At 64.0% G+C, this 21,287-nt stretch carries 23 protein-coding genes and 1 riboswitch; of the genes, 11 read left to right on the forward strand and 12 right to left on the reverse strand.

What is annotated here, in order from left to right:
- Positions 1–51: 51 nt before the first annotated feature.
- From B0G80_RS08960 to B0G80_RS08985, 6 genes are all read left to right on the forward strand, one after another.
- Positions 52–1,122, forward strand: coding sequence for a LacI family DNA-binding transcriptional regulator (locus tag B0G80_RS08960; protein WP_116117749.1), 1,071 nt, complete (start codon positions 52–54; stop codon positions 1,120–1,122).
- Between the two features lie 152 nt (positions 1,123–1,274).
- Positions 1,275–2,363, forward strand: a complete 1,089-nt coding sequence (locus B0G80_RS08965; RefSeq protein ID WP_116117750.1) for an ABC transporter substrate-binding protein — start codon at positions 1,275–1,277, stop codon at positions 2,361–2,363.
- Positions 2,360–3,184: an ABC transporter permease gene (locus B0G80_RS08970; RefSeq protein ID WP_106279350.1), complete on the forward strand. Its 825-nt coding sequence runs from the start codon at positions 2,360–2,362 to the stop codon at positions 3,182–3,184. The genes B0G80_RS08965 and B0G80_RS08970 overlap by 4 nt, the downstream gene beginning before the upstream one ends.
- A 47-nt stretch (positions 3,185–3,231) precedes the next feature.
- A complete protein-coding gene (locus B0G80_RS08975) occupies positions 3,232–4,134 on the forward strand; it encodes an ABC transporter permease (RefSeq protein ID WP_116119586.1) in 903 nt (300 codons plus the stop codon).
- Positions 4,131–5,177, forward strand: coding sequence for an ABC transporter ATP-binding protein (locus B0G80_RS08980; RefSeq protein ID WP_116117751.1), 1,047 nt, complete (start codon positions 4,131–4,133; stop codon positions 5,175–5,177). Before B0G80_RS08975 ends, B0G80_RS08980 begins: the two co-directional genes overlap by 4 nt.
- 55 nt (positions 5,178–5,232) lie before the next feature.
- Positions 5,233–6,060 carry a phosphodiesterase gene (locus tag B0G80_RS08985; RefSeq protein ID WP_116117752.1) on the forward strand — a complete coding sequence of 276 codons (828 nt, stop codon included), beginning with the start codon at positions 5,233–5,235 and terminating at the stop codon, positions 6,058–6,060.
- A gap of 10 nt (positions 6,061–6,070) precedes the next feature.
- Here B0G80_RS08985 and B0G80_RS08990 read toward each other — a convergent pair whose 3' ends face one another.
- Positions 6,071–6,556, reverse strand: a complete 486-nt coding sequence (locus B0G80_RS08990) for a DUF2569 domain-containing protein (RefSeq protein WP_116119587.1) — start codon at positions 6,554–6,556, stop codon at positions 6,071–6,073.
- A gap of 212 nt (positions 6,557–6,768) precedes the next feature.
- Between B0G80_RS08990 and B0G80_RS08995 the strand changes: the two genes are divergently transcribed.
- On the forward strand, positions 6,769–7,965 hold the full coding sequence (locus B0G80_RS08995; protein ID WP_116117753.1) for an MFS transporter: 1,197 nt from the start codon (positions 6,769–6,771) through the stop codon (positions 7,963–7,965).
- A 26-nt stretch (positions 7,966–7,991) separates the two neighbouring features.
- Here B0G80_RS08995 and B0G80_RS09000 read toward each other — a convergent pair whose 3' ends face one another.
- The 5 genes from B0G80_RS09000 to B0G80_RS09020 form a co-directional block, all read right to left on the reverse strand.
- The gene (locus tag B0G80_RS09000) at positions 7,992–8,420 is read right to left on the reverse strand and encodes a response regulator (RefSeq protein ID WP_116119588.1); all 429 of its coding nucleotides are present in this window, start codon (positions 8,418–8,420) and stop codon (positions 7,992–7,994) included.
- Positions 8,421–8,440: 20 nt separating this feature from the next.
- Positions 8,441–9,073 (reverse strand): response regulator transcription factor, encoded by a 633-nt coding sequence (locus B0G80_RS09005; RefSeq protein ID WP_012433643.1) that lies wholly within the window; start codon positions 9,071–9,073, stop codon positions 8,441–8,443.
- 277 nt (positions 9,074–9,350) lie between these two features.
- Positions 9,351–9,923: a bacterioferritin gene (locus B0G80_RS09010; RefSeq protein ID WP_106279342.1), complete on the reverse strand. Its 573-nt coding sequence runs from the start codon at positions 9,921–9,923 to the stop codon at positions 9,351–9,353.
- Between the two features lie 101 nt (positions 9,924–10,024).
- Positions 10,025–10,186 carry a DUF1328 domain-containing protein gene (locus B0G80_RS09015; RefSeq protein ID WP_006052455.1) on the reverse strand — a complete coding sequence of 54 codons (162 nt, stop codon included), beginning with the start codon at positions 10,184–10,186 and terminating at the stop codon, positions 10,025–10,027.
- Between the two features lie 107 nt (positions 10,187–10,293).
- Complete coding sequence (locus B0G80_RS09020) at positions 10,294–10,470, reverse strand: DUF1328 domain-containing protein (RefSeq protein WP_106279750.1); 177 nt, start codon at positions 10,468–10,470, stop codon at positions 10,294–10,296.
- A 243-nt stretch (positions 10,471–10,713) separates the two neighbouring features.
- Between B0G80_RS09020 and B0G80_RS09025 the strand changes: the two genes are divergently transcribed.
- Together B0G80_RS09025 and B0G80_RS09030 are read left to right on the forward strand one after the other, a co-directional pair.
- Positions 10,714–12,198, forward strand: a complete 1,485-nt coding sequence (locus B0G80_RS09025; protein WP_116117754.1) for a sensor histidine kinase — start codon at positions 10,714–10,716, stop codon at positions 12,196–12,198.
- Between the two features lie 232 nt (positions 12,199–12,430).
- Positions 12,431–12,565, forward strand: a complete 135-nt coding sequence (locus B0G80_RS09030) for an entericidin A/B family lipoprotein (protein WP_106279338.1) — start codon at positions 12,431–12,433, stop codon at positions 12,563–12,565.
- A gap of 261 nt (positions 12,566–12,826) precedes the next feature.
- Here the strand turns inward: B0G80_RS09030 and B0G80_RS09035 are convergent, their stop codons facing one another.
- A complete protein-coding gene (locus tag B0G80_RS09035; protein ID WP_116117755.1) occupies positions 12,827–13,621 on the reverse strand; it encodes a DUF4397 domain-containing protein in 795 nt (264 codons plus the stop codon).
- A gap of 340 nt (positions 13,622–13,961) precedes the next feature.
- On the opposite strand from B0G80_RS09035, the gene B0G80_RS09040 reads away from it, so the two are divergent.
- On the forward strand, positions 13,962–16,010 hold the full coding sequence (locus B0G80_RS09040; protein ID WP_116119589.1) for an NADPH-dependent 2,4-dienoyl-CoA reductase: 2,049 nt from the start codon (positions 13,962–13,964) through the stop codon (positions 16,008–16,010).
- A gap of 33 nt (positions 16,011–16,043) precedes the next feature.
- Here B0G80_RS09040 and B0G80_RS09045 read toward each other — a convergent pair whose 3' ends face one another.
- The 5 genes from B0G80_RS09045 to B0G80_RS09065 all read right to left on the reverse strand — a co-directional run bounded on the left by B0G80_RS09045 (position 16,044) and on the right by B0G80_RS09065 (position 20,045).
- A complete protein-coding gene (locus B0G80_RS09045; RefSeq protein WP_116117756.1) occupies positions 16,044–16,973 on the reverse strand; it encodes an EamA family transporter in 930 nt (309 codons plus the stop codon).
- Between the two features lie 365 nt (positions 16,974–17,338).
- Positions 17,339–17,578: a pentapeptide MXKDX repeat protein gene (locus B0G80_RS09050; protein WP_106279332.1), complete on the reverse strand. Its 240-nt coding sequence runs from the start codon at positions 17,576–17,578 to the stop codon at positions 17,339–17,341.
- 117 nt (positions 17,579–17,695) lie between these two features.
- Positions 17,696–18,487 (reverse strand): molybdopterin-dependent oxidoreductase, encoded by a 792-nt coding sequence (locus B0G80_RS09055; protein WP_116117757.1) that lies wholly within the window; start codon positions 18,485–18,487, stop codon positions 17,696–17,698.
- A 40-nt stretch (positions 18,488–18,527) separates the two neighbouring features.
- Positions 18,528–19,169, reverse strand: coding sequence for a cytochrome b/b6 domain-containing protein (locus B0G80_RS09060; RefSeq protein WP_106279329.1), 642 nt, complete (start codon positions 19,167–19,169; stop codon positions 18,528–18,530).
- Positions 19,170–19,199: 30 nt separating this feature from the next.
- On the reverse strand, positions 19,200–20,045 hold the full coding sequence (locus tag B0G80_RS09065) for a thioredoxin family protein (protein WP_116117758.1): 846 nt from the start codon (positions 20,043–20,045) through the stop codon (positions 19,200–19,202).
- Between the two features lie 450 nt (positions 20,046–20,495).
- On the opposite strand from B0G80_RS09065, the gene B0G80_RS09070 reads away from it, so the two are divergent.
- A complete protein-coding gene (locus tag B0G80_RS09070) occupies positions 20,496–20,906 on the forward strand; it encodes a GreA/GreB family elongation factor (RefSeq protein ID WP_106279326.1) in 411 nt (136 codons plus the stop codon).
- 151 nt (positions 20,907–21,057) lie between these two features.
- A riboswitch (TPP riboswitch) is annotated at positions 21,058–21,176 on the forward strand.
- Positions 21,177–21,287: the final 111 nt, after the last annotated feature.

The following is a 21,287-nucleotide window of genomic DNA, read 5'->3' on the forward strand; positions in this document are numbered from 1 at the left end:
ATCTTCCCGATAATCCGCTCACGAAAACGTTTACATCCCGAGCGGAAACCCATGATCCCGACGATCAAAGATGTCGCTGCACACGCCGGCTTCTCCATCGCCACCGTGTCGCGCGCGATCAACGCGCCGCACACCGTCAACCCGGTCACACTGGACAAGGTGCGTCGGTCCATCGACGCCCTGAACTTCCGCCCGAGCCCACTCGGCCGGCAATTGCGCGGCGAACGCACGCGCCTGATCGGTGTAGTCCTGCCGACGCTCGCCAATCCCGTGTTCGCCGAGTGCCTGCAAGGCATCGACGAACTGGCGTCGGCGCAAGGCTACCGGCTCATGCTGATGACCACGCAGTACGACGCCGACCGCGAACGCCACGCCATCGAAACGCTGCGCGAGCACCGCGTCGAAGGCCTGATCCTGACTGTCGCCGACGCCGACACGCACCCGCTGCTCGACGAACTCGACCGCGCGGGGCTGCTCTACGTGCTGATGCATAACGACACGGTGCGTCGTCCGTCGGTCTCGGTCGACAATCGTCTGGCCGCCTACGACGGCGTGCGCATGCTGATCGCGCACGGCCATCGCCGCATCCTCATGCTCGCGGGCACGCTGGCCGCCTCGGATCGCGCCCGTCAGCGGCATCTCGGCTATTCGCAGGCCATGCAGCAAGCCGGCCTCACGCCGGCGCCCGCGCTCGAAGTCGATTTCAACGCGGAAGAACTGGCACCCTCGGTGCTCGCCCATCTGACCAGCGGCCCGAACCGCCCGAGCGCCCTCTTCTGCAGTAACGATCTGCTGGCGATGGTGGTCATGCGCGGCCTGCGCCGCGCGCGTCTGCAGATTCCGCACGACATGTCGATTCTCGGCTTCGACGGCCTCGCAATGGGCGAGCTGCTGTCGCCCGCGCTCGCCAGCATCTGCGCGCCGAATCGCGAGATCGGCTGCGCGGCCTGGCGGCGTTTGCTGGCACGCGTCACCGGCACTCACGAAGCGTTGAGCGAAGCCTCTCTCAGGTTGACCTTGCCGCACAGCTTGCGCCAGGGCGCCACGATCGCGGCGATTTCGAGCCGTGACGACGCAACGCCCGCGCGTACATCCCTATCCGCCGAGCGGCCGATCGCCTGAAGCGCCAGGCAAAGCGCCATTGGCTAACACACGTGAAATGCATCCACACGTGCCGGCATGAAAACGTTTAACCCGCTGTCCTGCAACACGACTTTGAGTCACCCAACCCAAAACCCGAACCACCCGCTCCCTTCTTCTCCAGGAGACCCGCAGTGATCCGCTCTGCCAGCCATTTCGCTTCGCCCATCAAACCGATCAGACCGCTCTGGCGCTGCCTCACGCGCCGCATAGCCGCCGCGCTGTCGGCCGGCACGGTGGTCGCCGCCGCGCTCGTCGCGCTCGCACCGCAAGCAGCGCACGCCGACGAAACCGCCATCTGCTACAACTGCCCGCCCGAATGGGCCGACTGGGCAAGTCAGATCAAGGCGATCCAGCAAAAGACCGGCATTCGCGTGCCGTTCGACAACAAGAACTCCGGCCAGTCGATCGCGCAACTCATGGCCGAGCAGAAGAGTCCGGTCGCCGACGTCGTGTATCTCGGCGTTTCGTCGGCCTTCCAGGCGAAGGACAAGGGCTTGATCCAGCCATACAAGCCCGCGCATTGGGACGACATTCCCGCCAATCAGAAAGACCCGCAAGGCTACTGGTTCTCGATTCACTCGGGCACGCTGGGCTTTTTCGTCAACAAGGACGCACTTGAAGGCAAGCCGGTGCCGCGCTCGTGGGCGGATCTGCTCAAGCCTGAGTACAAAGGCATGATCGGCTATCTCGATCCGTCGAGCGCATTCGTCGGCTATGCAGGCGCGGTGGCGGTGAACCAGGCGCTCGGTGGCACGCTCGATAACTTCGAACCGGGCCTCGACTGGTTTCGCAAGCTGAAGGCCAACGCGCCGATCGTGCCGAAGCAGACCGCTTACGCGCGCGTGATGTCCGGTGAAATTCCGATCCTGCTCGACTACGATTTCGACGCATACCGCGCGAAATACAAGGATCACGCGAACGTCGAATTCGTGATTCCGAAGGAAGGCACGATCTCGGTGCCGTACGTGATGAGCCTCGTCAAAGGCGCGCCGCACGAAGCAAACGGCAAGAAGGTGCTCGACTTCGTGCTCTCCGACGAAGGCCAGAAGCTATGGGCCGACGCCTACCTGCGTCCGGTGCGCCCGAATGCGATGAGCCCGGAAACCGCCGCGAAATTCCTGCCGGCCAACGACTATGCGCGCGCCAAGCCGGTCGACTTCGGCAAGATGGCCGAAAAGCAGTCGAGCTTCGGCGAGCGTTATCTGCAGGTGATGCATTGAACGACATCACGTTTCCGCTGCGCTGGCGCATCGCGTTGCTCGCGCCGGCGCTGGCAGTGTTCATCGCCTTCTGGCTGCTGCCGATGGGCGCGCTCGCGCAGCTGAGCGGCGACGGCCACGCGTTCGCCACCTATCGCGCGATGCTGACGAATCCGCGCTACATGTCGAGTCTCGGCGCGACCGTGCTGCTGTCCGCGGCGGTCACGGCGGCGACGCTGGTGCTCTCGGTGATCGCGGGTCTGCTGCTGGCGCGGCGCGAGTTTCCTTTGAAACGCACGCTGCTCGCCTTGCTCACGTTTCCGCTCGCGTTTCCCGGCGTGGTGGTCGGCTTCATGGTCATCATGCTGGCGGGACGCCAGGGGCTGATCGGTGCGCTCTCGCTGAAACTCACGGGCGAGCGCTGGGTGTTCGCGTATTCGATGAGCGGGCTCTTTCTCGGCTATCTGTACTTCTCGATTCCGCGCGTGATCGTCACCGTCATGGCCTCGGCGACCAAGCTCGATGCATCGCTTGAAGAAGCCGCGCGTTCGCTCGGCGCGTCGCCGTGGCGCATCACGCGCGACATCGTGTTGCCCGCGCTCTCACCTGGGCTGATCGCGGCGGGCGCCGTGTGCTTCGCCACCGCGATGGGCGCGTTCGGCACCGCGTTCACGCTCGCCACCGACATCGACGTGCTGCCGATGACCATCTACACCGAGTTCACCCTCAACGCGAACATGGTGACGGCCGCGGGGCTTTCGATCGTGCTCGGCATCGTGACGTGGGCCGTGCTGGCGCTGGCGCGCAGCGTGAGCGGCTCGGCCGTGGCGGCAAGCGCATGAACGGCGTTTCCGAACCGGGCGCTTCCAAAGCGGAGAATCGTACTTCAATGAGTTCAATCACTACTTCTCTACAACCACCCGCCAAACCGCGTGCACGCGTGCGCTGGCCGGACGCAAGAACGTGGCTGGCAACCGGCCAATGGCTCGTCACGCTGCTGCTGTGCGCGTTCCTGATCGTGCCGGTCGTCATGTCGATCATGGCGGGCCTGACGGTCAACTACTTCAAGGGCGTGTCGAGCGGACTCACGCTGCGCTGGCTCGGCGAAGTGTGGACGCAGTATCACAGCTCGGTGTTTCTCTCGCTCGAAGTGGCGGCGGCCACCTTGCTCATCACGCTGCTGACCGGTGTGCCCGCGGGCTATGTGCTCGCGCGCAGCAAGACGCGGCTCTCGCGCATCATCGAAGAGTTTCTGGTGCTGCCGATCGCGCTGCCCGGTCTCGCGTCCGCGCTCGCGCTGCTGGTGGTCTACGGCGGCTTCACGATGTTCCGCATGAGCGTAGCGTTCATCGTGGTCGGGCACGTGGTGTTCACCCTGCCCTTCATGGTGCGCGCGGTCGCGGCGGTCTGCGCGAGCAGCGATCTGCGCACGCTCGAGGAAGGCGCAGCGAGTCTCGGCGCGAGCTTCTTTCGACGCTTCGTGACGATCGTGCTGCCGAACGCGCGGCCCGGCATCGTGGCCGGCGCGCTGGCGGTGCTGACGCTGTCGATCGGCGAATTCAACCTGACCTGGATGCTGCACACGCCCGATACCAAGACGTTGCCGGTGGGTCTCGCCGACACTTACGCGTCGTTGCGCATCGAGATCGGCAGCGCCTACACGATTCTCTTTTTCATCATGACGATGCCTCTGCTCGTCGCGATGCAATGGCTCGGCGTCGATGCGACCGGCCAGCGCAGCGCGGCGAAAAAACGCAACACCGCACCTCCTTCGAAGTCCATCAAGCCATGAAACTCGCTTCCGTTCCCATCACGCTGACGCAATGCGCGAAAACGTTTCGCGGCACACGCGTGCTCGAACCGCTCGACCTGCATATCGACGCCGGCGAAACGCTCGTGCTGCTCGGCCCGTCCGGCTGCGGCAAAACCACGACGCTGCGCATGATCGCGGGTCTGGAGACACCGGATGCCGGCGGCCGCATCGCGTTCGGCGACGACGACGTCACCGCGCTGCCGATCGAAAAGCGCCAGGTCGGCATGGTGTTCCAGAGCTACGCGCTGTTTCCGAATCTGACGGTGCGCGGCAACATCAGCTACGGTTTGAAGATCAAGCGCGTGCCCGCTGAGACGGCACGGCAACGCGTCGACGAATTGCTCGGCATGATGCGTCTCACGGCTCACGCCGATAAGCCTATCGATCAGCTTTCCGGCGGCCAGCGTCAGCGGGTGGCGCTCGCTCGCGCGCTCGCCGTGCAGCCGCGCGTGCTGCTGCTCGACGAACCGTTGACCGCCCTCGACGCCCGTTTGCGCGACACCTTGCGCGGCGAAATGAACACGTTGTTGCGCGAGTTGGGCATCACGACCGTCTACGTCACGCACGATCAGGCCGAAGCGATGGAACTGGGCGATCGCATCGTCGTGATGAGCGCGGGACGCATCGAACAGATCGGCTCGCCGCGCGAGATCTACTACCGTCCCGCCAACCGGACGGTCGCGCAGTTCGTCGGCACGATCAACCGGCTTGCGGGCGAGCGGCGCGAGGGCATGCTGAGTACCACCGGCGGCGCCGTGCCGCTGCCTGCGGGCTCCGTGCATGCGAACTCGGCGGACGAGATTTTCTTCCGCCCGGAAGACGCTTATCTGGCCGATCCGGCTCACGCGCAATTGCGTGGCCATATTGAAAGCACCGCGTTTCTCGGCGAGCGTACGCGTCTGACGATCGGCGGCGCCGCGCCGGACGCGTTGCTGATCGACGTAGCCGGCCGCGTGGAATTGGCGCGCGGCACGCCGGTCGGAATTTCCATCGCGCAGGACGCGCTGATTGCGCTATCGTAATGAAGCCGCGCTGTTTTCGCTGTTTCTATAGCGCGCTATAAAAAGGACATCCCCCATGCTGCTGGCTCAAATTAGCGACCTGCATATCAAACGGCCCGGCGCGCTCGCTTATCGGCGCGTCGACACCGGCGCCTATCTCGTACGCTGCGTCGCCGCCCTCAATGCGCTCGAGCCGCGTCCCGACGCGGTGATCATGACCGGCGACCTCGTCGATCAGGGTGATCCGGAACAGTACGAACACCTGAAGATGCTGCTCGCGCCGCTTCAGATTCCCTACTTCATGCTGGTCGGCAATCACGACGAACGTACTGCCTTGCGCGCCGCGTTTCCCGATCGCAAGGAATTGGCGAGCGGCGGCGAGTTCGTGCAATACGCCATCGATGTCGGTCCATTGCGGATCATCGCGCTCGATTCGATGGTGCCGGGACAAAGCGCCGGCAATCTATGCGATGCACGGCTCGCGTGGCTCGCCACGCAACTCGATGCGGCCCAGGGCAAGCCGACGGTGGTCGCGTTGCATCATCCGCCGTTTGTGTGCGGCATCGGGCATATGGACGAACTGCGGCTCGATTCCGCTGCCGCAGGCAAACTCGCGGCGTTGATCGCGCGTTATCCGAACGTGGAGCGGGTAATCTGCGGGCATGTGCACCGGCCCATGTTCGTGCGATTCGGCGGCACGATCGCCTCCGCGGTGCCGGCGCCCGCGCATCAGGTTGCGCTCGATCTGCGCGAGGATGCGCCGTCCGCGTTCATGATGGAACCGCCCGCGTATGCGCTGCATCACTACGATCCGGCCACCGGTATCGTCACACATCACGCGTATGTGGAAAAAGCCGACGGCCCGTATCCGTTCTATGAGCCCGAAGGCGATCTAATCGATTGACGCGTGCGGGTCAGGCGTCGACGAAAGTCTCACGAACGCGCCGGGACAGCCTGAAATACGGAATCCCGAGCGCGGCCGCCACGACGGCCTGAATGAAGCCGTCGTACGGAATGGCGATGTCGATGCCGACCGCGTGCGTCATGTTATCGCCGAGCAGATACGCGACGGTGCGCAGCACGACGATCGCCAGCAGCCACGCCTGAACGTGCGTGGTAAAACGCGGCGACTTGCGCCATGCGAGCAGCCCCAGCCAGCCCGTCCCCGCGACGATGAACGCGCCCGTGAGCACGTCGCAGCCCACCATCGCGATCACGGTGCGATACCAGCCGTGTGTTTCGGGCCGCGCGAACACGGCCAGCACTTCCCATTCGAGCATCAGCTTGAGCGGATCGCGCATTGCGATCGCGGTATGGAGCGCCCACGCCGCCAGGCAAATCAAGGCGACGAGCAGCGAGCCGCCGATGCGTCGAGGTTCGTGTTTCGTGATCGAGGTCATGGAGTCGTTCTTGTAAAGCGTCGGTCGGATAAGGCGCGCCGATTTTACGAACGTAAGCCGAAACTCCATCTCATTTTGTCCGCAAGGCGTTGTGACGCCGCTGCGCGAGCGGGCCGCTCCGCCTCGCCGCCGTCAGCACGATCCGCCATGCTCCGGTATGATCGGCACGCTTGAGGACCGTGCATGGGCCGGTCCGTCGACTGCGCCCTCTCATGTCCACTTCCAACGCGTCCACTCCCGCTTCCGCCGACCGGTCGTTGCGCGGTCTGCTGTTTTTGCTCGCCACCATCGCCGGTGTCTCGGTTGCGAACATCTATTACAACCAGCCGCTGCTCGACGACTTCCGCCAGTCGTTCCCACGCAGCGCGTCGTGGGTCGGCGCGGTGCCGGCCGTCACGCAACTCGGCTACGCAGCCGGCATGCTGCTGCTTGCGCCGCTCGGCGACCGTTTCGACCGGCGTCGTCTGATCCTCTTGCAGATCGCCGCCATCTGCGTCGCGCTGGTCGTGGCCGCCGCGGCGCCGACCCTAACTGTGCTGATCGTCGCGAGTCTGGCGATCGGCGTGCTCGCCACCATCGCGCAGCAAGCGGTGCCGTTCGCGGCGGAAATCGCGCCGCCGTCCGAACGCGGCCACGCGGTCGGCACGGTGATGAGCGGTTTGCTGCTGGGGATTCTGCTGGCGCGAACGGCGTCGGGCGTAATCGCCGAATATTTCGGCTGGCGCGCGGTGTTCGGCGCGTCCGTGGTCGCGCTGCTGGTGCTGGCGGTAGTCATCATGATGCGCCTGCCGAAGAGCCAGCCGACTTCCACGCTGCCCTACGGCAAGCTGCTGGTGTCGATGTGGCATCTGATCGTCGAGCATCGTGAATTGCGTGAAGCGTCGCTCACCGGCGCGGCCCTGTTCGCGGCATTCAGTATCTTCTGGTCGGTGCTGGCCTTGCTGCTGGCCGGCGCGCCGTTTCATCTCGGGCCGCAGGCGGCCGGGCTATTCGGTATCGTCGGCGCGGCAGGCGCGATGGCCGCGCCGCTCGCCGGCAAGTTTTCCGATCGACGTGGACCGCGCGCGATCATCACCCTGTCTATCGTGCTGGTGGCGATTTCGTTCGTCGTATTCGGCATATCGGCGAGCATCGCGGGATTGGTGGTCGGCGTGATCATTCTGGATATCGGCGTGCAGGCCGCGCAGATTTCCAATCAGTCGCGCATCTACGCGCTCAAGCCGGACGCGCGCAGCCGCGTGAATACGGTGTACATGGTGGCGTATTTCATCGGCGGAGCACTCGGCTCCGGTGTCGGCGCAGTGGTGTGGCCGGCGTTCGGCTGGATCGGTGTGAGCGTGGCCGGGATCGTGTTCGCGGCGCTGGCGGCGTGGAATCACCTGGCGCTTCCCGCACGCGCGGCGAGCTAGTCCGCTATCTGCACGGCGCGAAGCGCTTACTTGCTGCTTCGCGCATACGCATATTCATGCAGCGCGTCGATCACGCGATCGAATTCGAACGACTTGTCGTAAAAGTGCCGCACGCCATATTGCTCGCAGCGCTCCCGGTAGGCGGGCAGCGCGTGATTGGTCAGCACCGCGGCGAACACTCTGTCGATCAATCCCTCACGCTGCAAATAGGCGAGCACGGGCACGCCCGAGCCCTGCTTTAACTGCAGGTCGACGATCACCGCGTCGAAGGACTCGTCGCTCAGGAGCGCAATGGCCTGATCCGCGGAATCCGCGTACGCCGCGACCTTGAGCAGTCCGGACGCGTCGATCGTTTCCACGAGGCTTCTGCGAATCAGCGGCGAATCCTCGATCAGCAACACACGCAATGGCGCGTGGCGGGCTGGGTCGACAACAGGGTTCGATTCGCTGTTCATCGGAATATCTCGATCGCGCATTATTCGATCAAGCCGTTCTTGATCGCGTAATAAGTCAGATCGGCATTGTTCGCCAACCGCATTTTCTCCAGCACGCGAGCCCGGTAAGTGCTCACGGTCTTCACGGACAGATGCAATTCCTCCGCGATGTCGGTGGGAATCTGCCCCGCCGCGAGCTTGCAGAAAATCTGGAATTCGCGCTCGGAGAGCGCTTCGTGCGGTCGCCCTGCCGCTGGTTTGTCGAGGTTGTCGGCGAGCGTGTCGGCGACCGCCTCGGAGAGATAACGATGCCCGCGCGCCACCGCGCGAATCGCCCGCACGATTTCCTCCGGCTCGCAGTCCTTGTTCAGATAACCGTTCGCGCCCGCGCGCAGCAGATTGATTGCGTACTGGCTCTCCGGGTAGCCCGACAGAATCAGCACACCTTGTTCAGGGCGCACCTGCTTGATGACACGTAAGGTGTCGATGCCATTCTTGTCCGGCATCGCGATGTCGAGCAGCACCACGTCGAAGGCCTGTTCGCGCACGAGGCTGATGGTCTGGTCGCCGGTGGCCGCTTCGGCCGCGACGCACATATCCGGCTCGTCGGCGACGAACTGTTTGAAGCCACCTCGGACGATCGCATGGTCGTCAGCTATCAGCACTCGAATCATCGGTTTGGGTGTCCGTGCAATGAAATCGCTTCAAAGCAGACATTGTAATGATCTCCGGCATGGCTTCTGCCGGATTGGGAAAACCAGGCGGCGCATGCCGGCGCCGGCGACCTTGCGGCCCCGCGCCATCAGCGCTGTCCGCCACGCCGCCTGCACCGGCTGAGCGGGTCGCGATGTACAGCGCTGCCGCTCGCCGCCGTGCTACGTTTCCCTAATGCGCTATTCGCGTCTACGTTCCACGTTTTGCGAGCCGCCGCGCGCCGCCGCGCGCTCCCGGTTACTCGCGGCCTTCGAGCAAGTCCGCCATGTCGTCGGCATGCTCTTCTTCGACAGCGAGAATCTCTTCGAACATACGACGCGTGGTCACGTCCTTATCGCCCAGATAACGAATGATCTCGCGGTAGGTGTCGATCGCAATACGCTCGGCGATCAGGTTCTCCTTGATCATGTCCGTGAGGTTCTCGCCTTCCTTGTATTCCGAATGCGAGCGCGTCTTCAGACCGTCCGGCGCGAAATCCGGCTCGCCGCCCAGTTGCACGATCCGTTCGGCGATGCTGTCGGCGTGTTGCTGCTCCTCGGCCGCGTGCTCAGCGAACTCTGCGGCGACGGCTTCCGAGTTGATGCCCTTGGCCATGAAATGATGCCGCTTGTAGCGCAGCACGCAGACGATTTCGGTGGCCAGCGCGTCGTTACACAGCTTCAGCACCGTCTCGCGGTCCGCGCCATACGATTGCGTGACCGGACCATCCGACATGTGCTTGCGTGCGTCTTCGCGGATTTTTTGAAGGTCCATCACGAACGGATCGCTGGATTGAGTCGGCGCGCCCTGAGCGGTAGATGACTTCGACATTGAATTTCTCCTTTATCCGGTATGAGTGGGAACTGCGCATCCCGCACGAAACGCGCCTGATGCGCCGTCACAAGGAACGATGGCCACGACGGGCCGCCCGTCTATGTTCGGAACACGCCGAGCAGCAGCGTGACCACGAATACGACGAGGAAAATGTAGAACAGAATCTTGGCGATTTCGGCCGCGCCCGCTGCAATGCCGGTAAAACCGAACACGGCGGCGATGATCGCAATCACGAAAAAGACGATGGCATAGTGAAGCATGACGATTCTCCTTCTTGCTGTAACTGCGCGGCATGGGCGCACAATATTGACCGTCGAACCGGTCTCCCGTCTTCAGAAACGGCTCGCGACTTAGCTGGCGAGCAGCGCTAATCGACGATCTTTTTCGTCACCACGAAGCCCAGCACGAGGAACACCACGCACAGAATCACAAACACGATGAACAGGAACTTCGCGATTGCCGCCGCGCCTGCCGCGACACCGGTAAAGCCCAGAACACCGGCGATCACCGCGATGACGGCGAAGAACAACGCCCATTTCAGCATGATGGCTTCCTCCCGAAACATTGATTGAACGATCAGGACCATCCTATCCATCAGCCACGCGCGGCGCATTCCGACGCACGCCGGTTTTCGTGTGAGAATCCGCTTACATTGGATTACGGCGGCGTTACGGCGAGCATGTCCGCCTCGCCGGTCCGGCTTGCCGCGCCGCAACGGCCGCGCGATCACGGCACCGTTGCCGAATGCGGCGGACGTTAAACTGATGCCCCATCAGAGGAGCCCAATGTGCCAAATGTGCAGAACGTGCCGGACGCGGATAAAGCCGGTTCCACAGCGCCTGGGGCCGCCGCCCGGCTGAGCCACTGGATGCACAACCGCAGTTGGGCGATCGCCATGACGGTGGCGATCGTCATTACCGTGGGCGGCCTCGTGATACTCGAGACCGCGCGCCAGCGCATTGCCGCCGAATACGAAACCGCACTCGAAGCGCGCGACGTCACCGTGCAACTGAGCACGCTGGCGAGCCAGTTGTCGCGCCTGAGCGCCCTGCAAAGCGATTTTCTTCTGACGAAGCAGGACGCCGCCGCGCACGAGTTCTGCGCGACCGCGGTGCGCATCCGCCAGAGCGAACAGACGTTGAACCGCTTCTACCGTGGCGGCAAAGCGGACAGCGCCGAGCTTGCCAGTTTCACGCAGATTCTTGCGCTGATCGAAGCGCGGATCGGCGCGGGCGCGTCCGCGCTGCAACGCGCGGCGCCCCATCCGCTCGATCTGTCCGCTTGCGGCGGCGCGAGCGAGGCTAACCCGGCCGACGCGTCGCTGGTGGACAGCACGCTCTCGCTGCTGCGCGACAACGAGGAACGCCGCGCCCAACACGCGCTCATCGCGAGCCGCGGCGATCAGCGCATTTCCACGCTGTGCGCAGCGGGTCTCTCGGCGCTGAACATCGTGCTGTTCATTCTGCTGTTTCGCAATCTCGGCATTCAGATCGATCGTCAGGCACGCGTGCAGCGTCAATTGATCACACAACAGGAGAGTCTCGATCAACTCGTCAACGAACGCACCCGGCAGCTCGAGGCGCTCGGCTGGCACTTGCAGGCGGTCAGTGAAAACGAGAAGACCCAGCTCGCGCGCGAATTGCACGACGAACTCGGCGCGATTCTGACGGCGAGCAAAATGGACGTGGCGTGGGCCAACCGCAAGCTGAAGGACAGCGAGCCGGACATCGCCGAGAAACTCAAGCGGGCGCTCGCCAACCTCGACCAGGGCATCGCGCTGAAGCGCCGCATCATCGAAGATATGCGGCCTACGGTGCTGGCGAACTTCGGGCTCGTCACCGCCTTGCGCACGCTCGCCGATGAAGCCGCGCAGCGCAACAACTGGACGCTCGACCTGCACCTGCCCGCCGACGACATCAAGCTCGACGAGCAAACCGAGATCGCGCTGTTCCGCGTCGCGCAGGAGTCGCTTACCAACGCGGCCAAGTACGCGCGAGCTTCGAAGGTATCGATCGCCTTGCAGGTCGGCGACGGCCAGGTGGCGCTGCATATCGCCGATAACGGCGTCGGCATCATGCCGGCCGATCTGAAGCGCACGCATACCCACGGGCTGCTGGGCATGCGCCAGCGCGTCGCCGCGCATGGCGGGCGCTTCGATATCCGGCGCGGCGTGCCGAACGGCACCGACATCCATGTGGAGATGCCGAGCGTCAGCATCGCGACGCCATCGGTCGATCTGCCGCCGGCGGCTCCTTCGCGAACCTCCGTCTAGCAAGGCAAGCGCCGCGCCGCGGCGGACGTGTAGGAGTGCGCCGACGCAAACACCGGAGCACGCCTACACCAAAATCGCAGCGCAGCCGACAGCGCCGCCCCCGCCCTTTTTTTACCATGCAATCAGACCGGATCGACTGGCGTAAGCCCCGGTCGGACGGCAGCTAGCTCGGCTGGCGCGTGCCGTAAAGATGGGCACGTCAACCAATGCATTCTCGACAAGGAGAACTTTCATGAATCGACTGATCGCTTTGCTTCTCATTGCAGGGACAGCTGCGCTCGCCGGTTGCAACACGATGGCGGGGGCCGGGCAGGATATTTCGAAGGGTGGCAACGCCATCACGAACTCGGCCGAAAAGGCCAAATAAGCAGCGCATAACGAAGCAGACGCCGGGCGCTTTGCAGCCCCGGCATGAAGCACAGGGAGAGCCCGCCGCGGGAAACCGTGGCGGGTTTTTTTCGTGCGGTCGTTTTTATTCGACTTCGCGGGTCTTTATCGAGGCCGCGGGCGTTGCGGGTGTTTGAGGAAGCCGCAAACAAAACGGCGATCCACTCACGTGGATCGCCGCTCCGTCCTCCCCAGGACTTACCACTTATTGCATGTGCTCAGCCGGCGCTTTGGTCAGCGCTTATTGGCCATTGAGCGTGTTCGTCAACTCGACGCTCGGTGTCTGCGTGTTGCCGTTCTGCGCAACCAGCAGATGGATCTGGCCCGGCACGAGCTGGCTCAGCGCACCGGCGATCGGCACCGACGTGACCAGCCAGTCGGCATTGTTCGACAGCGTGAAGGCCGGCGACTGGAAGATCGGCGTCTTGCTGCCGGCCGTGGTCGCGATCAGCACGTAGGTGCCGCCCGACACATAGATCGAATCCTGACCGCTCGCCGGCACGGCGTTCTTGAAGGCGACGCCGGCCATCGTCGGCGAGACGTTGGTGATGTCGGTCGAGGTGGACTGGACCAGGTACAGGTCGAGGTTCGTCGCGTTCGCCGACGCGTTGAAGCCGCGCAAACGCGCGCTATTCGACAGCAGGCCCTTGTCGAACGGATCGTCGATCAGGCCGATGTCTGGCGCGGCCAGACCCGGCAAGGCGAGCACGGTGTATTGGTGGCCCTTTGCGACATCCGGAAAGCTGCCGCTCGCGAGCGCGGTCGTCGTGCCGGTCGCGGAGTAAGCGACCGTGGTCGCGCCCGTGTTGATATTGGTGAAGTTCGTCACACCCTTATAGCTGATGTTGGTCTGTCCCGACGGCGCGGTGCCGTTGACGAGAAAGTCGACCGCCGGGCCGCTGGGAATGGCATGGATGAAATGGATCTCTGGATTGGTCAGCCCGAGTTCCTTACCCACGTCGTCCGAGCCGCCACCGCATGCGCTCAGAACGGATGCAACGGCAGCCATCGCCACCATGGTTCGGATCAGTTTCATTATGTTCACCTATATCGATTTGTCGGGCTCACGGCCCATTGATTGTGTGGACTTCCGCTTCGCACAACACGCCGTCTGACGCTGGTTCGTTGGTCATACGAACAGTCAGGCCAGCTCTGCGAAACGGAACGCCCCTCCTATCCCTTCTGCCATCGCACGGCTCGTGTCGACGGACGCCCGCTTCGAGCAATGCGCGTGCCGCAGCCTCTAATCTGTCTGCCGGCGACTGAAGAATGTCTTACGGAGCAACGAGTTACGAGGATTAGAAAGTTTCCTCGGAGGGATGGCACGCCGCGCGGTGTATTGTTCGTGCGCGCCCAATACTTACACGGTCCTCCGCATGTCTTACCAACACTTACTCGCCGAACTCGACCTCGGCTTCACCCGCCTGCGTAACCGCGTGGTGATGGGTTCGATGCACACCGGCATGGAGGACCGCTTCTGGAATTATCCGAAGCTCGCCGCATATTTCCGCGAGCGCGCGAAGGGCGGCGTCGGCCTGATCGTCACGGGCGGGATCTCGCCGAATCGCGAGGGTTGGCTGCTGCCGTTCGGCGGCACGCTGAATTCCGTGCTCGATCTGCGCAACCATCGGAAGTTGACTGAAGCCGTGCATGCCGAAGGCGGCAAGATTGCGCTGCAGATCCTGCATGCGGGCCGCTATGGCTATCAACCATTCGTAGTCTCCGCGTCGGCGATCAAATCGCCGATCTCGAAGTTCAAACCGCGCGCGCTGAGCATCGCCGGCATTGCGAAGACCGTGCGCGACTACGCGCGCTGCGCGCGCCTCGCCCAACGCGCGGGCTATGACGGCATCGAGATCATGGGCAGCGAGGGCTATCTGCTCAACCAGTTCCTGTGTCCGCGCACCAATCATCGCGCCGACGCCTACGGCGGCAGCATCGAGAACCGCATGCGGCTCGCGCGCGAAATCGTCGAGCGGGTGCGCGCGGTGTGCGGCGAACGCTTTATCGTCGTCTACCGGATCTCGCTGATCGATCTGGTGGAAGGCGGCAACACGTGGGACGAAACCGTGCAGGTCGCCCAGGCGCTCGAAGCGGCCGGCGTGACGATGTTCAATACCGGCATCGGCTGGCACGAAGCGCGCGTGCCGACCATCGTGACCTCGGTGCCGCGCGCGGCTTTCGCCGCACTCAGCGCGCGATTGAAGGCGGCCGTCAAGGTGCCGGTGATCGTGTCGAACCGCATCAACACGCCCGAGGTCGCCGAAGCACTGCTCGCCCAAGGCGCCGGCGATCTGGTTTCCATGGCGCGGCCGCTACTGGCCGATCCCGAGTTCGTCGTGAAGACCGCCGAGGGACGCGCGCAGGAAATCAACACCTGTATCGCCTGCAATCAGGCCTGTCTCGATCACACGTTCAAGAACCAGCGCGCCACCTGCCTCGTCAATCCGCGCGCGGGACGCGAGACCGAACTGGTCTACCGGCCGGTCGCCGGAGCGCGGGCCGCGCGTTCGATCGCAGTGGTCGGCGCGGGCCCGGCGGGATTGTCGGCGGCGACCGTGGCCGCCGCGCGTGGGCATCGCGTGACGCTGTTCGATGCCAGCGCAACGATCGGCGGCCAGTTCAATCTGGCCATGCGCGTGCCAGGCAAGGAAGAGTTCAGCGAGACGATCCGCTATTTTCAGAGCCAGTTACAGCGCCATCGCGTCGACGTGCGGCTCGACACGCGAGTCGATCCCGCGCTGCTCGCCGCCGGCGCTTACGACGACGTGATCGTCGCCACCGGCATCGTGCCGCGGCGGCCGGCGATTGCCGGCATCGACGGGCCGAACGTGCTGTCTTATGTCGATGTGCTGCGCGGTGCGCCGGTCGGTCAGCGCGTCGCCGTGATCGGCGCGGGCGGCATCGGCTTCGACGTCAGCGAGTTTCTGCTGCATCGCGCGGGCGAGCCGCTGCCCGTGCCGCGCGATGCGTGGCTCGACGAATGGGGTGTCGATCTGGCCGTGCGGGAACGCGGCGGCCTGAAGCCGCCGGCGCCGGCAGAGCCGCCGCGGCAGATCTGGCTGTTGCAGCGCAAGGCCGGCAAGCTCGGCATGGGACTCGGCAAGACCTCCGGCTGGGTGCATCGCGCGACGCTGGCGAGAAACGGCGTGAAGATGCTAGACGGTGTGTCGTATCGAGAAATCAGCGCGCGCGGTTTGAAGATCGCGCGTGAGGGCGTCGAGGAGTGGCTGGAGGTGGACACGATCGTCGTGTGCGCGGGGCAGGAATCGCTGCGCGATCTGCTTCCGCAGACGGCGGCGGACGCGAAGGCGGACAGCGCCAGCGGCCCGCGCTACCACGTGATCGGCGGTGCGAAGGTGGCAACCGAACTGGATGCGAAACGCGCGATTCGCGAAGGCGCGGAAGTGGCGGCGTCGTTGTGAAACAAGCGGGTCGTCGCCCGCTTCAGGCTGGACTCAGGCGAGTCCCTTCTTCCGGTAGTCGAACCAGAACGACAGCCCGACGCTCGCCAGAATCACGATAGTCGCGACCACCGTGGAATGAGTGACCGGTTCGCCGAGCAGCAGCGCGCCGAGCGCGACGGCCACCACCGGATTCACATACATGCAACTGCTGGCAATGATCGGACTGGTGTGCCGGATCAGAAAACCGTAGGCGACGTAAGCGGCCATCGTTCCGATCAGCATCAGGTAGATAAACGCCAGCACCGGCAGAACATGCACCTCGAGCATTCGCTCGCCCGAGACCCATGCGACCAGCGTCGACATCACGCCGCCCAGGCCGATTTGCAGCGACGTCGAGAGAAACAGATCTGAGGGCAGCTTCAAACGCCCGGCCAGATGCGCACCGCCCGCCCAGAAAAGCGCGCCGCACAGAATCGCCAGACTGCCGCCCGCCGAGCCTGGCGCGCTGTCGCCGTGACTAAGAATCGCAATGCCGACCAGACCGAGGCCCACCGCGAACCACTCGCCGCGGCCGATCTTGCGCCCCGCCACCGCCGCGATCACCGTCGCGAACAGCGGCACGGTCGCGACCATGACGGCTGCGGTACCGGTGCCGACGGTGCGCATCCCGTAGGCGAGCATGCCGCTCGACAAACCGACCAGCATGGTGCCGACGAGCCCGGCATTGCGGATTTCGGCGGCGCCCGGCCAGACCGGATCGCGGCGTGCGGCGAATATGAACAGCCCTACCCCGGCGAACAGGTTGCGCAGTCCGGACAGCAGCAGCGGCGGAAACGAACCCAGCGCGACGTGCACGGCGAGATACGTCGAGCCCCAAACGAGATAGACGACGGCGAGCGCGAGCGCAATCTGCCCGTTGCGCGATTGCGGCAAACGGATCGGGAACCCACGCGGAAAACGATTCAGGAATTGCAGCGACATGCGTTCAACCCGCCCATGCCGCTCGAGGTGCTGCGCCCCCGCTAAAGACCCGGAGGCGGGATGGCGGACACCGCATCGGCGATGCGGTCTGACGGGCGAGGCTGGCGGACATGTCGGTGGAACGGAAGGACGATAGATGGCCAATGGGGCCACAACGCCGCGACGATCGGGAGAGATCGAGCCACGGCGAACACGCGCCAAACGTTTGGCGCGCATCGCATTATGCAGTAAGCGCCCACCGCGTCGCTTGAAAGAATCGTAACTTGTTGGCGTACTTGCAACAGAAAGCCGGGGACATGCCCCGGCTTTCTGTCGTGCGGGCCGCCGGCGCGTTCGCGCTATGCGAGCCGCATAGTCAGGACGGCTCAGTTGGCCATGGCGCCCGACGCTTCGTGCTTCATCGCGCCGCCCTTTTTCATCTTGTCATGTTTCATCGTGTCCTTCTTCATGCCGTCCTTCGACATGCTGTCCTTGGACATGGCGTCTTTCGACATGGTGTCCTTGGACATCGCGTCGTTGGACATGGCGCCGCTTGCCTGGGCGAACGCGGCGCCGCCGCTGGTGAGGAGAGCGACGGCCAGTGCTGCGAGTGCGAACTTTTTCATGGGATGACTCCTTGGTTATGGATAAATCAAGACCGGCCAGAGCACTAGCCGGCGTATTTCCGAAGCTTCTGCCGTCCGGGGTCGCGCCGCCGCCTCAGCGGCGCCGACCCGCGCGCGTCAGGAGCCTCCGAACCAGTTGTAGCCCTGGTCGACCCAATAGCCGCCGGGATACGTGTTGGTGACGAACATCTCGACGATGTGTTTCGGGTTCTTGTAGCCGAGCTTGGTCGGCATGCGCAGTTTCATCGGGAAGCCGTATTTCGCGGGCAGGCGCTCGCCGTCGTACGAGAACGTGAGCAGCGTTTGCGGATGCAGCGCGGTCGGCATGTCGATGCTCTCGTAGTAGTCGTCCGCGCATCTGAAGCCGACGTACTTCGCGCTCGTGTCCGCGCCGATGCGCCGCAGAAAGTCGCTGAACGGCGTGCCGCCCCAGCGGCCGATCGCGCTCCACCCTTCCACGCAGATATGCCGCGTGATCTGCTCGGCATGCGGCAGCGCGTACAGTTCGGGCAAAGACCAGACGCGCTGACCGGTGACGAGCCCGCTGATCTGCAGCTTGTAATCGGCGCCGTTCACCTCGGGCACGTCGTCGATCCCGTAGAACGCGTTGAACGGAAACGGCCGCGTGATTTGCGCTTCGGTGTAGGTTGGCGCGAGTTGGTTCGGATCGAACAGCGCGGCTTGCGCCCGGTCGTTCAGGCGCGAGACGGCGGTGAGAAATTTGTTGACCGAGTCGTCGTCGGTGAGCGAGCAGCCGGTCAGCATCGACAGGCCGCCGAGCGTCAGAAGGCGTTTGCCGAACAGACGCCGCGACGGCATCGCGAGTTCGCGGCGGGCGTCGATCAGAATCGATTCGCGATCGAGCTTCTGGCCGGCAGAACGAGTGGAGTTTCGAGCGGGTGTGTTCATGATTCGGTATCCGTAACGTTCGCTTTAGCGGATGAACGGCTCAGCGTCCGCGCAACATGGCGAGCAGCGAGCGCGGCACGAGCGCCACCATCACCAGATGCACGGCGATGAACGCGGCCATCAGCGACATCGCGCAAAAGTGGACGATGCGCGCGTTGTCGTAGCCACCCATCAGTTCACGCAGCAGTGGAAACTGCACCGACTTCCAGATCGCGAGGCCCGAGAGCACCAGCACGATCAGATCGCAGACCACGAACAGGTAGGCGAATTTCTGCACCGCGTTATAGACGCGCAAGTCGGCGTGCGAGAGCTTGCCGGTCAACGCGGCGACGAAATCGTGCAGTACGGCGCGCGGCGACACCGGCAGGAATTTGCGCACGAAGCGCCCGCTCGCGAGGTTCAACGCGAGATACAGCAGACCGTTGAAAACCAGCAGCCACATCGCCGCGAAATGCCATTGCAGCGCGCCGCCGAGCCAGCCGCCGAGCGTGATGGCGGGCGGAAAATGGAACGCCGGGAAGATCGGCGAGGCGTCGTAGATGCGCCAGCCCGACAACATCATCACGATGGCGGCGAGCGCATTGAGCCAATGCGTGAGACGCACCCACAGTGGATGGATCGCACCGCTTTTTTGCGGCTCGGTGGACGGCACAGTGTCGCGAAGTGCATGATGGGTTGCCATGAAACTCTCCTGTGAGCGCGGACGCGGCGATCAATGGCACGCGGCCAGTTCGGCCACTTGCAGAACATCGCCGGTCGCCTCGTTTTCGACGAAGGCGACCACGCCGAAGCGGTCGGCGGGCGCGTTGACGTTGGCATCCGCGGCGGCGTCCTGGATGCGGATATCGCGGCGAATCTGTGCGTTGCCCGCGACGAGCGGCACCGGGCCGATCCATTGCCGCACAACGCGTTCGTGATGCAAGGTGACGCCGCTGTTTTCGCCGGCGCCGACTTGCGAGCTGAGCGAGTTCTCATAGACAGCGAGGTAGGCGTCCAGTTGGCCCGCTGTGTCTGCCGACTTGCTGGTGAATTGCGCCGTGACGTTGAACGCACCCGGCGTCTGCTGTTGCTTGAGTTCGAGCGCGACGTTCGCTTGCGCCGGCTCGCCGACGACCTTGCCGATGCTGCTCTCGAAACTGTCGCGTCGCGACCAGCTACGCAGTTCGCGCCCCGAGACGAAAATTTCCGGCGTGTAGATGGTGTGACCGCCGCCGAGATCGGTGAGCGCCTGCTGACGTTCAGTGAAACGATGTTGCGAGAAGCGGTCAGTCCAGCCGAGACTATTCCAATAGTCCACGTGCAGCGCCAACGGCACGATGCCTTGCGTCGCGCCGCTGTTTTTCCATTGGCTCAGCCAGTTGTCGGCGGGCGGGCAGCTATTGCAGCCTTCGCTGCTGTACAGCTCGACCAGCGCCACACGATGCGCCGGGCTATGCGCGCTGCAGACGGCGCTGGCGGCGTCCGCGAGGCCGCTGGCCAGCAGCGTGGTCAGCGCGACAGCGAGCGCGACGCTTCGAGTGAAACGCCGATGGTCTCGGCGGAGTCCGGCGGTTTGCATGACATGCTCCAATCTGGATCTGCACGTTTGTCGGACCACACGGCGGGTTATGACAGCGCATTTGCAATTTTTCCCAGCTTTTTTCCTGAAGCGCGAACACGTCGGGCGATGCACGACTCGCGTGCTAACATTGCCCTTTCGATCGCGCACATTCAGTCAGATGAATGGCGGCGCTTTCTTCACTTTCTTTCGCTGCCTGCCGGCTACCTCGATGCGCTTTCCGACTTCCCGCGCCTTCTTCCGCTTGCGCCCCCGCCGCGCAACCGGCTGCGCGCGCGCGGAACTCATGCCGCGCCACGTCGGCGAGCCGTCCCGAACGCTCCCGCTCCACGCCGCCCGGCGCCCGATCTAACGCTGCCCGCTCCATTGCCTGAGCCGCGTTGTCGGGCTCCGGGCCGATCTCATCCGCACGCTGTTCCCTCAAATGCAGATCGAATTGGAGTACCCGTCGTGAAAAAGACGAAAACCTGTTACCTCACCGAACTCGACGTCGCCCGTCTCGAGAAACACGCAGCCAGGCCGGGTGCGGACGCGCGTTTGCAAGACATGCTCGACGACGTGCTGGAACGCGCGGTGATTGTCGATTCGCGCGAGATACCTGCCAACGTCGTCACGATGAACTCACAAGCCACGCTGGTCGACGAAACCAGCGGCGAGCAGATGACCTGGACCGTGGTCTATCCGCCCAATGCGGACTTCGCGCACGGCCGCCTGAACGTGTTCTCGCCCGCCGGCATTGCCTTGCTCGGCGCCAAACGCGGCGAGCGCATCCGCTTCACGCCGCCAAGCGGTACTGAGAAAGTGCTGAAGCTGGAAAAGATCCTGTTTCAGCCCGAAGCCGCCGACGATTTCACGCTGTAAGCAACGCCCCGCGCGCCGCGCAAACCTTTTCCGCGGCATCTGCGGCGGCCCCGTCGATCCGCAAGAAACGCGTCGCGGCCCGCTGTTATTTCCATCATCCGACTTTTCAAGATGGGTTGCCAAGCAGCGGGCGGCCGGTGTATCGTGTGCGCTGCTAACGCGGGGGTCCTGCGTCGCACGGAGGTTGGAGGTCCGTGCCACGTGGGTGAGAAATACCCTTTGAACCTGATCTGGATAATGCCAGCGCAGGGAAGCGTACGGATTTCGCAGCCAAGCTTTATTGCCTCATCTCCCGCGAATTCCGACTACTTCCGTCTCGTCTCCTGCTTAGCCGCCCCACTCAACGCCATGCTCTGCATGGGACCAGAGTAAGGCGCTAAA

The organism is Paraburkholderia sp. BL6669N2, from assembly GCF_003387275.1.
Classification (GTDB): domain Bacteria; phylum Pseudomonadota; class Gammaproteobacteria; order Burkholderiales; family Burkholderiaceae; genus Paraburkholderia.

Bases quoted from the DNA above. Each gene is read 5' to 3' on its own strand.
- B0G80_RS08960 (WP_116117749.1), top strand. From the start codon at position 52: ATGATCCCGACGATCAAAGATGTCGCTGCACACGCCGGCTTCTCCATC.
- B0G80_RS08975 (WP_116119586.1), top strand. From the start codon at position 3,232: ATGAGTTCAATCACTACTTCTCTACAACCACCCGCCAAACCGCGTGCA.
- B0G80_RS08980 (WP_116117751.1), top strand. From the start codon at position 4,131: ATGAAACTCGCTTCCGTTCCCATCACGCTGACGCAATGCGCGAAAACG.
- B0G80_RS08985 (WP_116117752.1), top strand. From the start codon at position 5,233: ATGCTGCTGGCTCAAATTAGCGACCTGCATATCAAACGGCCCGGCGCG.
- B0G80_RS08990 (WP_116119587.1), bottom strand. From the start codon at position 6,556: ATGACCTCGATCACGAAACACGAACCTCGACGCATCGGCGGCTCGCTG.
- B0G80_RS08995 (WP_116117753.1), top strand. From the start codon at position 6,769: ATGTCCACTTCCAACGCGTCCACTCCCGCTTCCGCCGACCGGTCGTTG.
- B0G80_RS09000 (WP_116119588.1), bottom strand. From the start codon at position 8,420: ATGAACAGCGAATCGAACCCTGTTGTCGACCCAGCCCGCCACGCGCCA.
- B0G80_RS09005 (WP_012433643.1), bottom strand. From the start codon at position 9,073: ATGATTCGAGTGCTGATAGCTGACGACCATGCGATCGTCCGAGGTGGC.
- B0G80_RS09010 (WP_106279342.1), bottom strand. From the start codon at position 9,923: ATGTCGAAGTCATCTACCGCTCAGGGCGCGCCGACTCAATCCAGCGAT.
- B0G80_RS09015 (WP_006052455.1), bottom strand. From the start codon at position 10,186: ATGCTTCACTATGCCATCGTCTTTTTCGTGATTGCGATCATCGCCGCC.
- B0G80_RS09020 (WP_106279750.1), bottom strand. From the start codon at position 10,470: ATGCTGAAATGGGCGTTGTTCTTCGCCGTCATCGCGGTGATCGCCGGT.
- B0G80_RS09030 (WP_106279338.1), top strand. From the start codon at position 12,431: ATGAATCGACTGATCGCTTTGCTTCTCATTGCAGGGACAGCTGCGCTC.
- B0G80_RS09035 (WP_116117755.1), bottom strand. From the start codon at position 13,621: ATGAAACTGATCCGAACCATGGTGGCGATGGCTGCCGTTGCATCCGTT.
- B0G80_RS09040 (WP_116119589.1), top strand. From the start codon at position 13,962: ATGTCTTACCAACACTTACTCGCCGAACTCGACCTCGGCTTCACCCGC.
- B0G80_RS09045 (WP_116117756.1), bottom strand. From the start codon at position 16,973: ATGTCGCTGCAATTCCTGAATCGTTTTCCGCGTGGGTTCCCGATCCGT.
- B0G80_RS09050 (WP_106279332.1), bottom strand. From the start codon at position 17,578: ATGAAAAAGTTCGCACTCGCAGCACTGGCCGTCGCTCTCCTCACCAGC.
- B0G80_RS09055 (WP_116117757.1), bottom strand. From the start codon at position 18,487: ATGAACACACCCGCTCGAAACTCCACTCGTTCTGCCGGCCAGAAGCTC.
- B0G80_RS09060 (WP_106279329.1), bottom strand. From the start codon at position 19,169: ATGGCAACCCATCATGCACTTCGCGACACTGTGCCGTCCACCGAGCCG.
- B0G80_RS09065 (WP_116117758.1), bottom strand. From the start codon at position 20,045: ATGCAAACCGCCGGACTCCGCCGAGACCATCGGCGTTTCACTCGAAGC.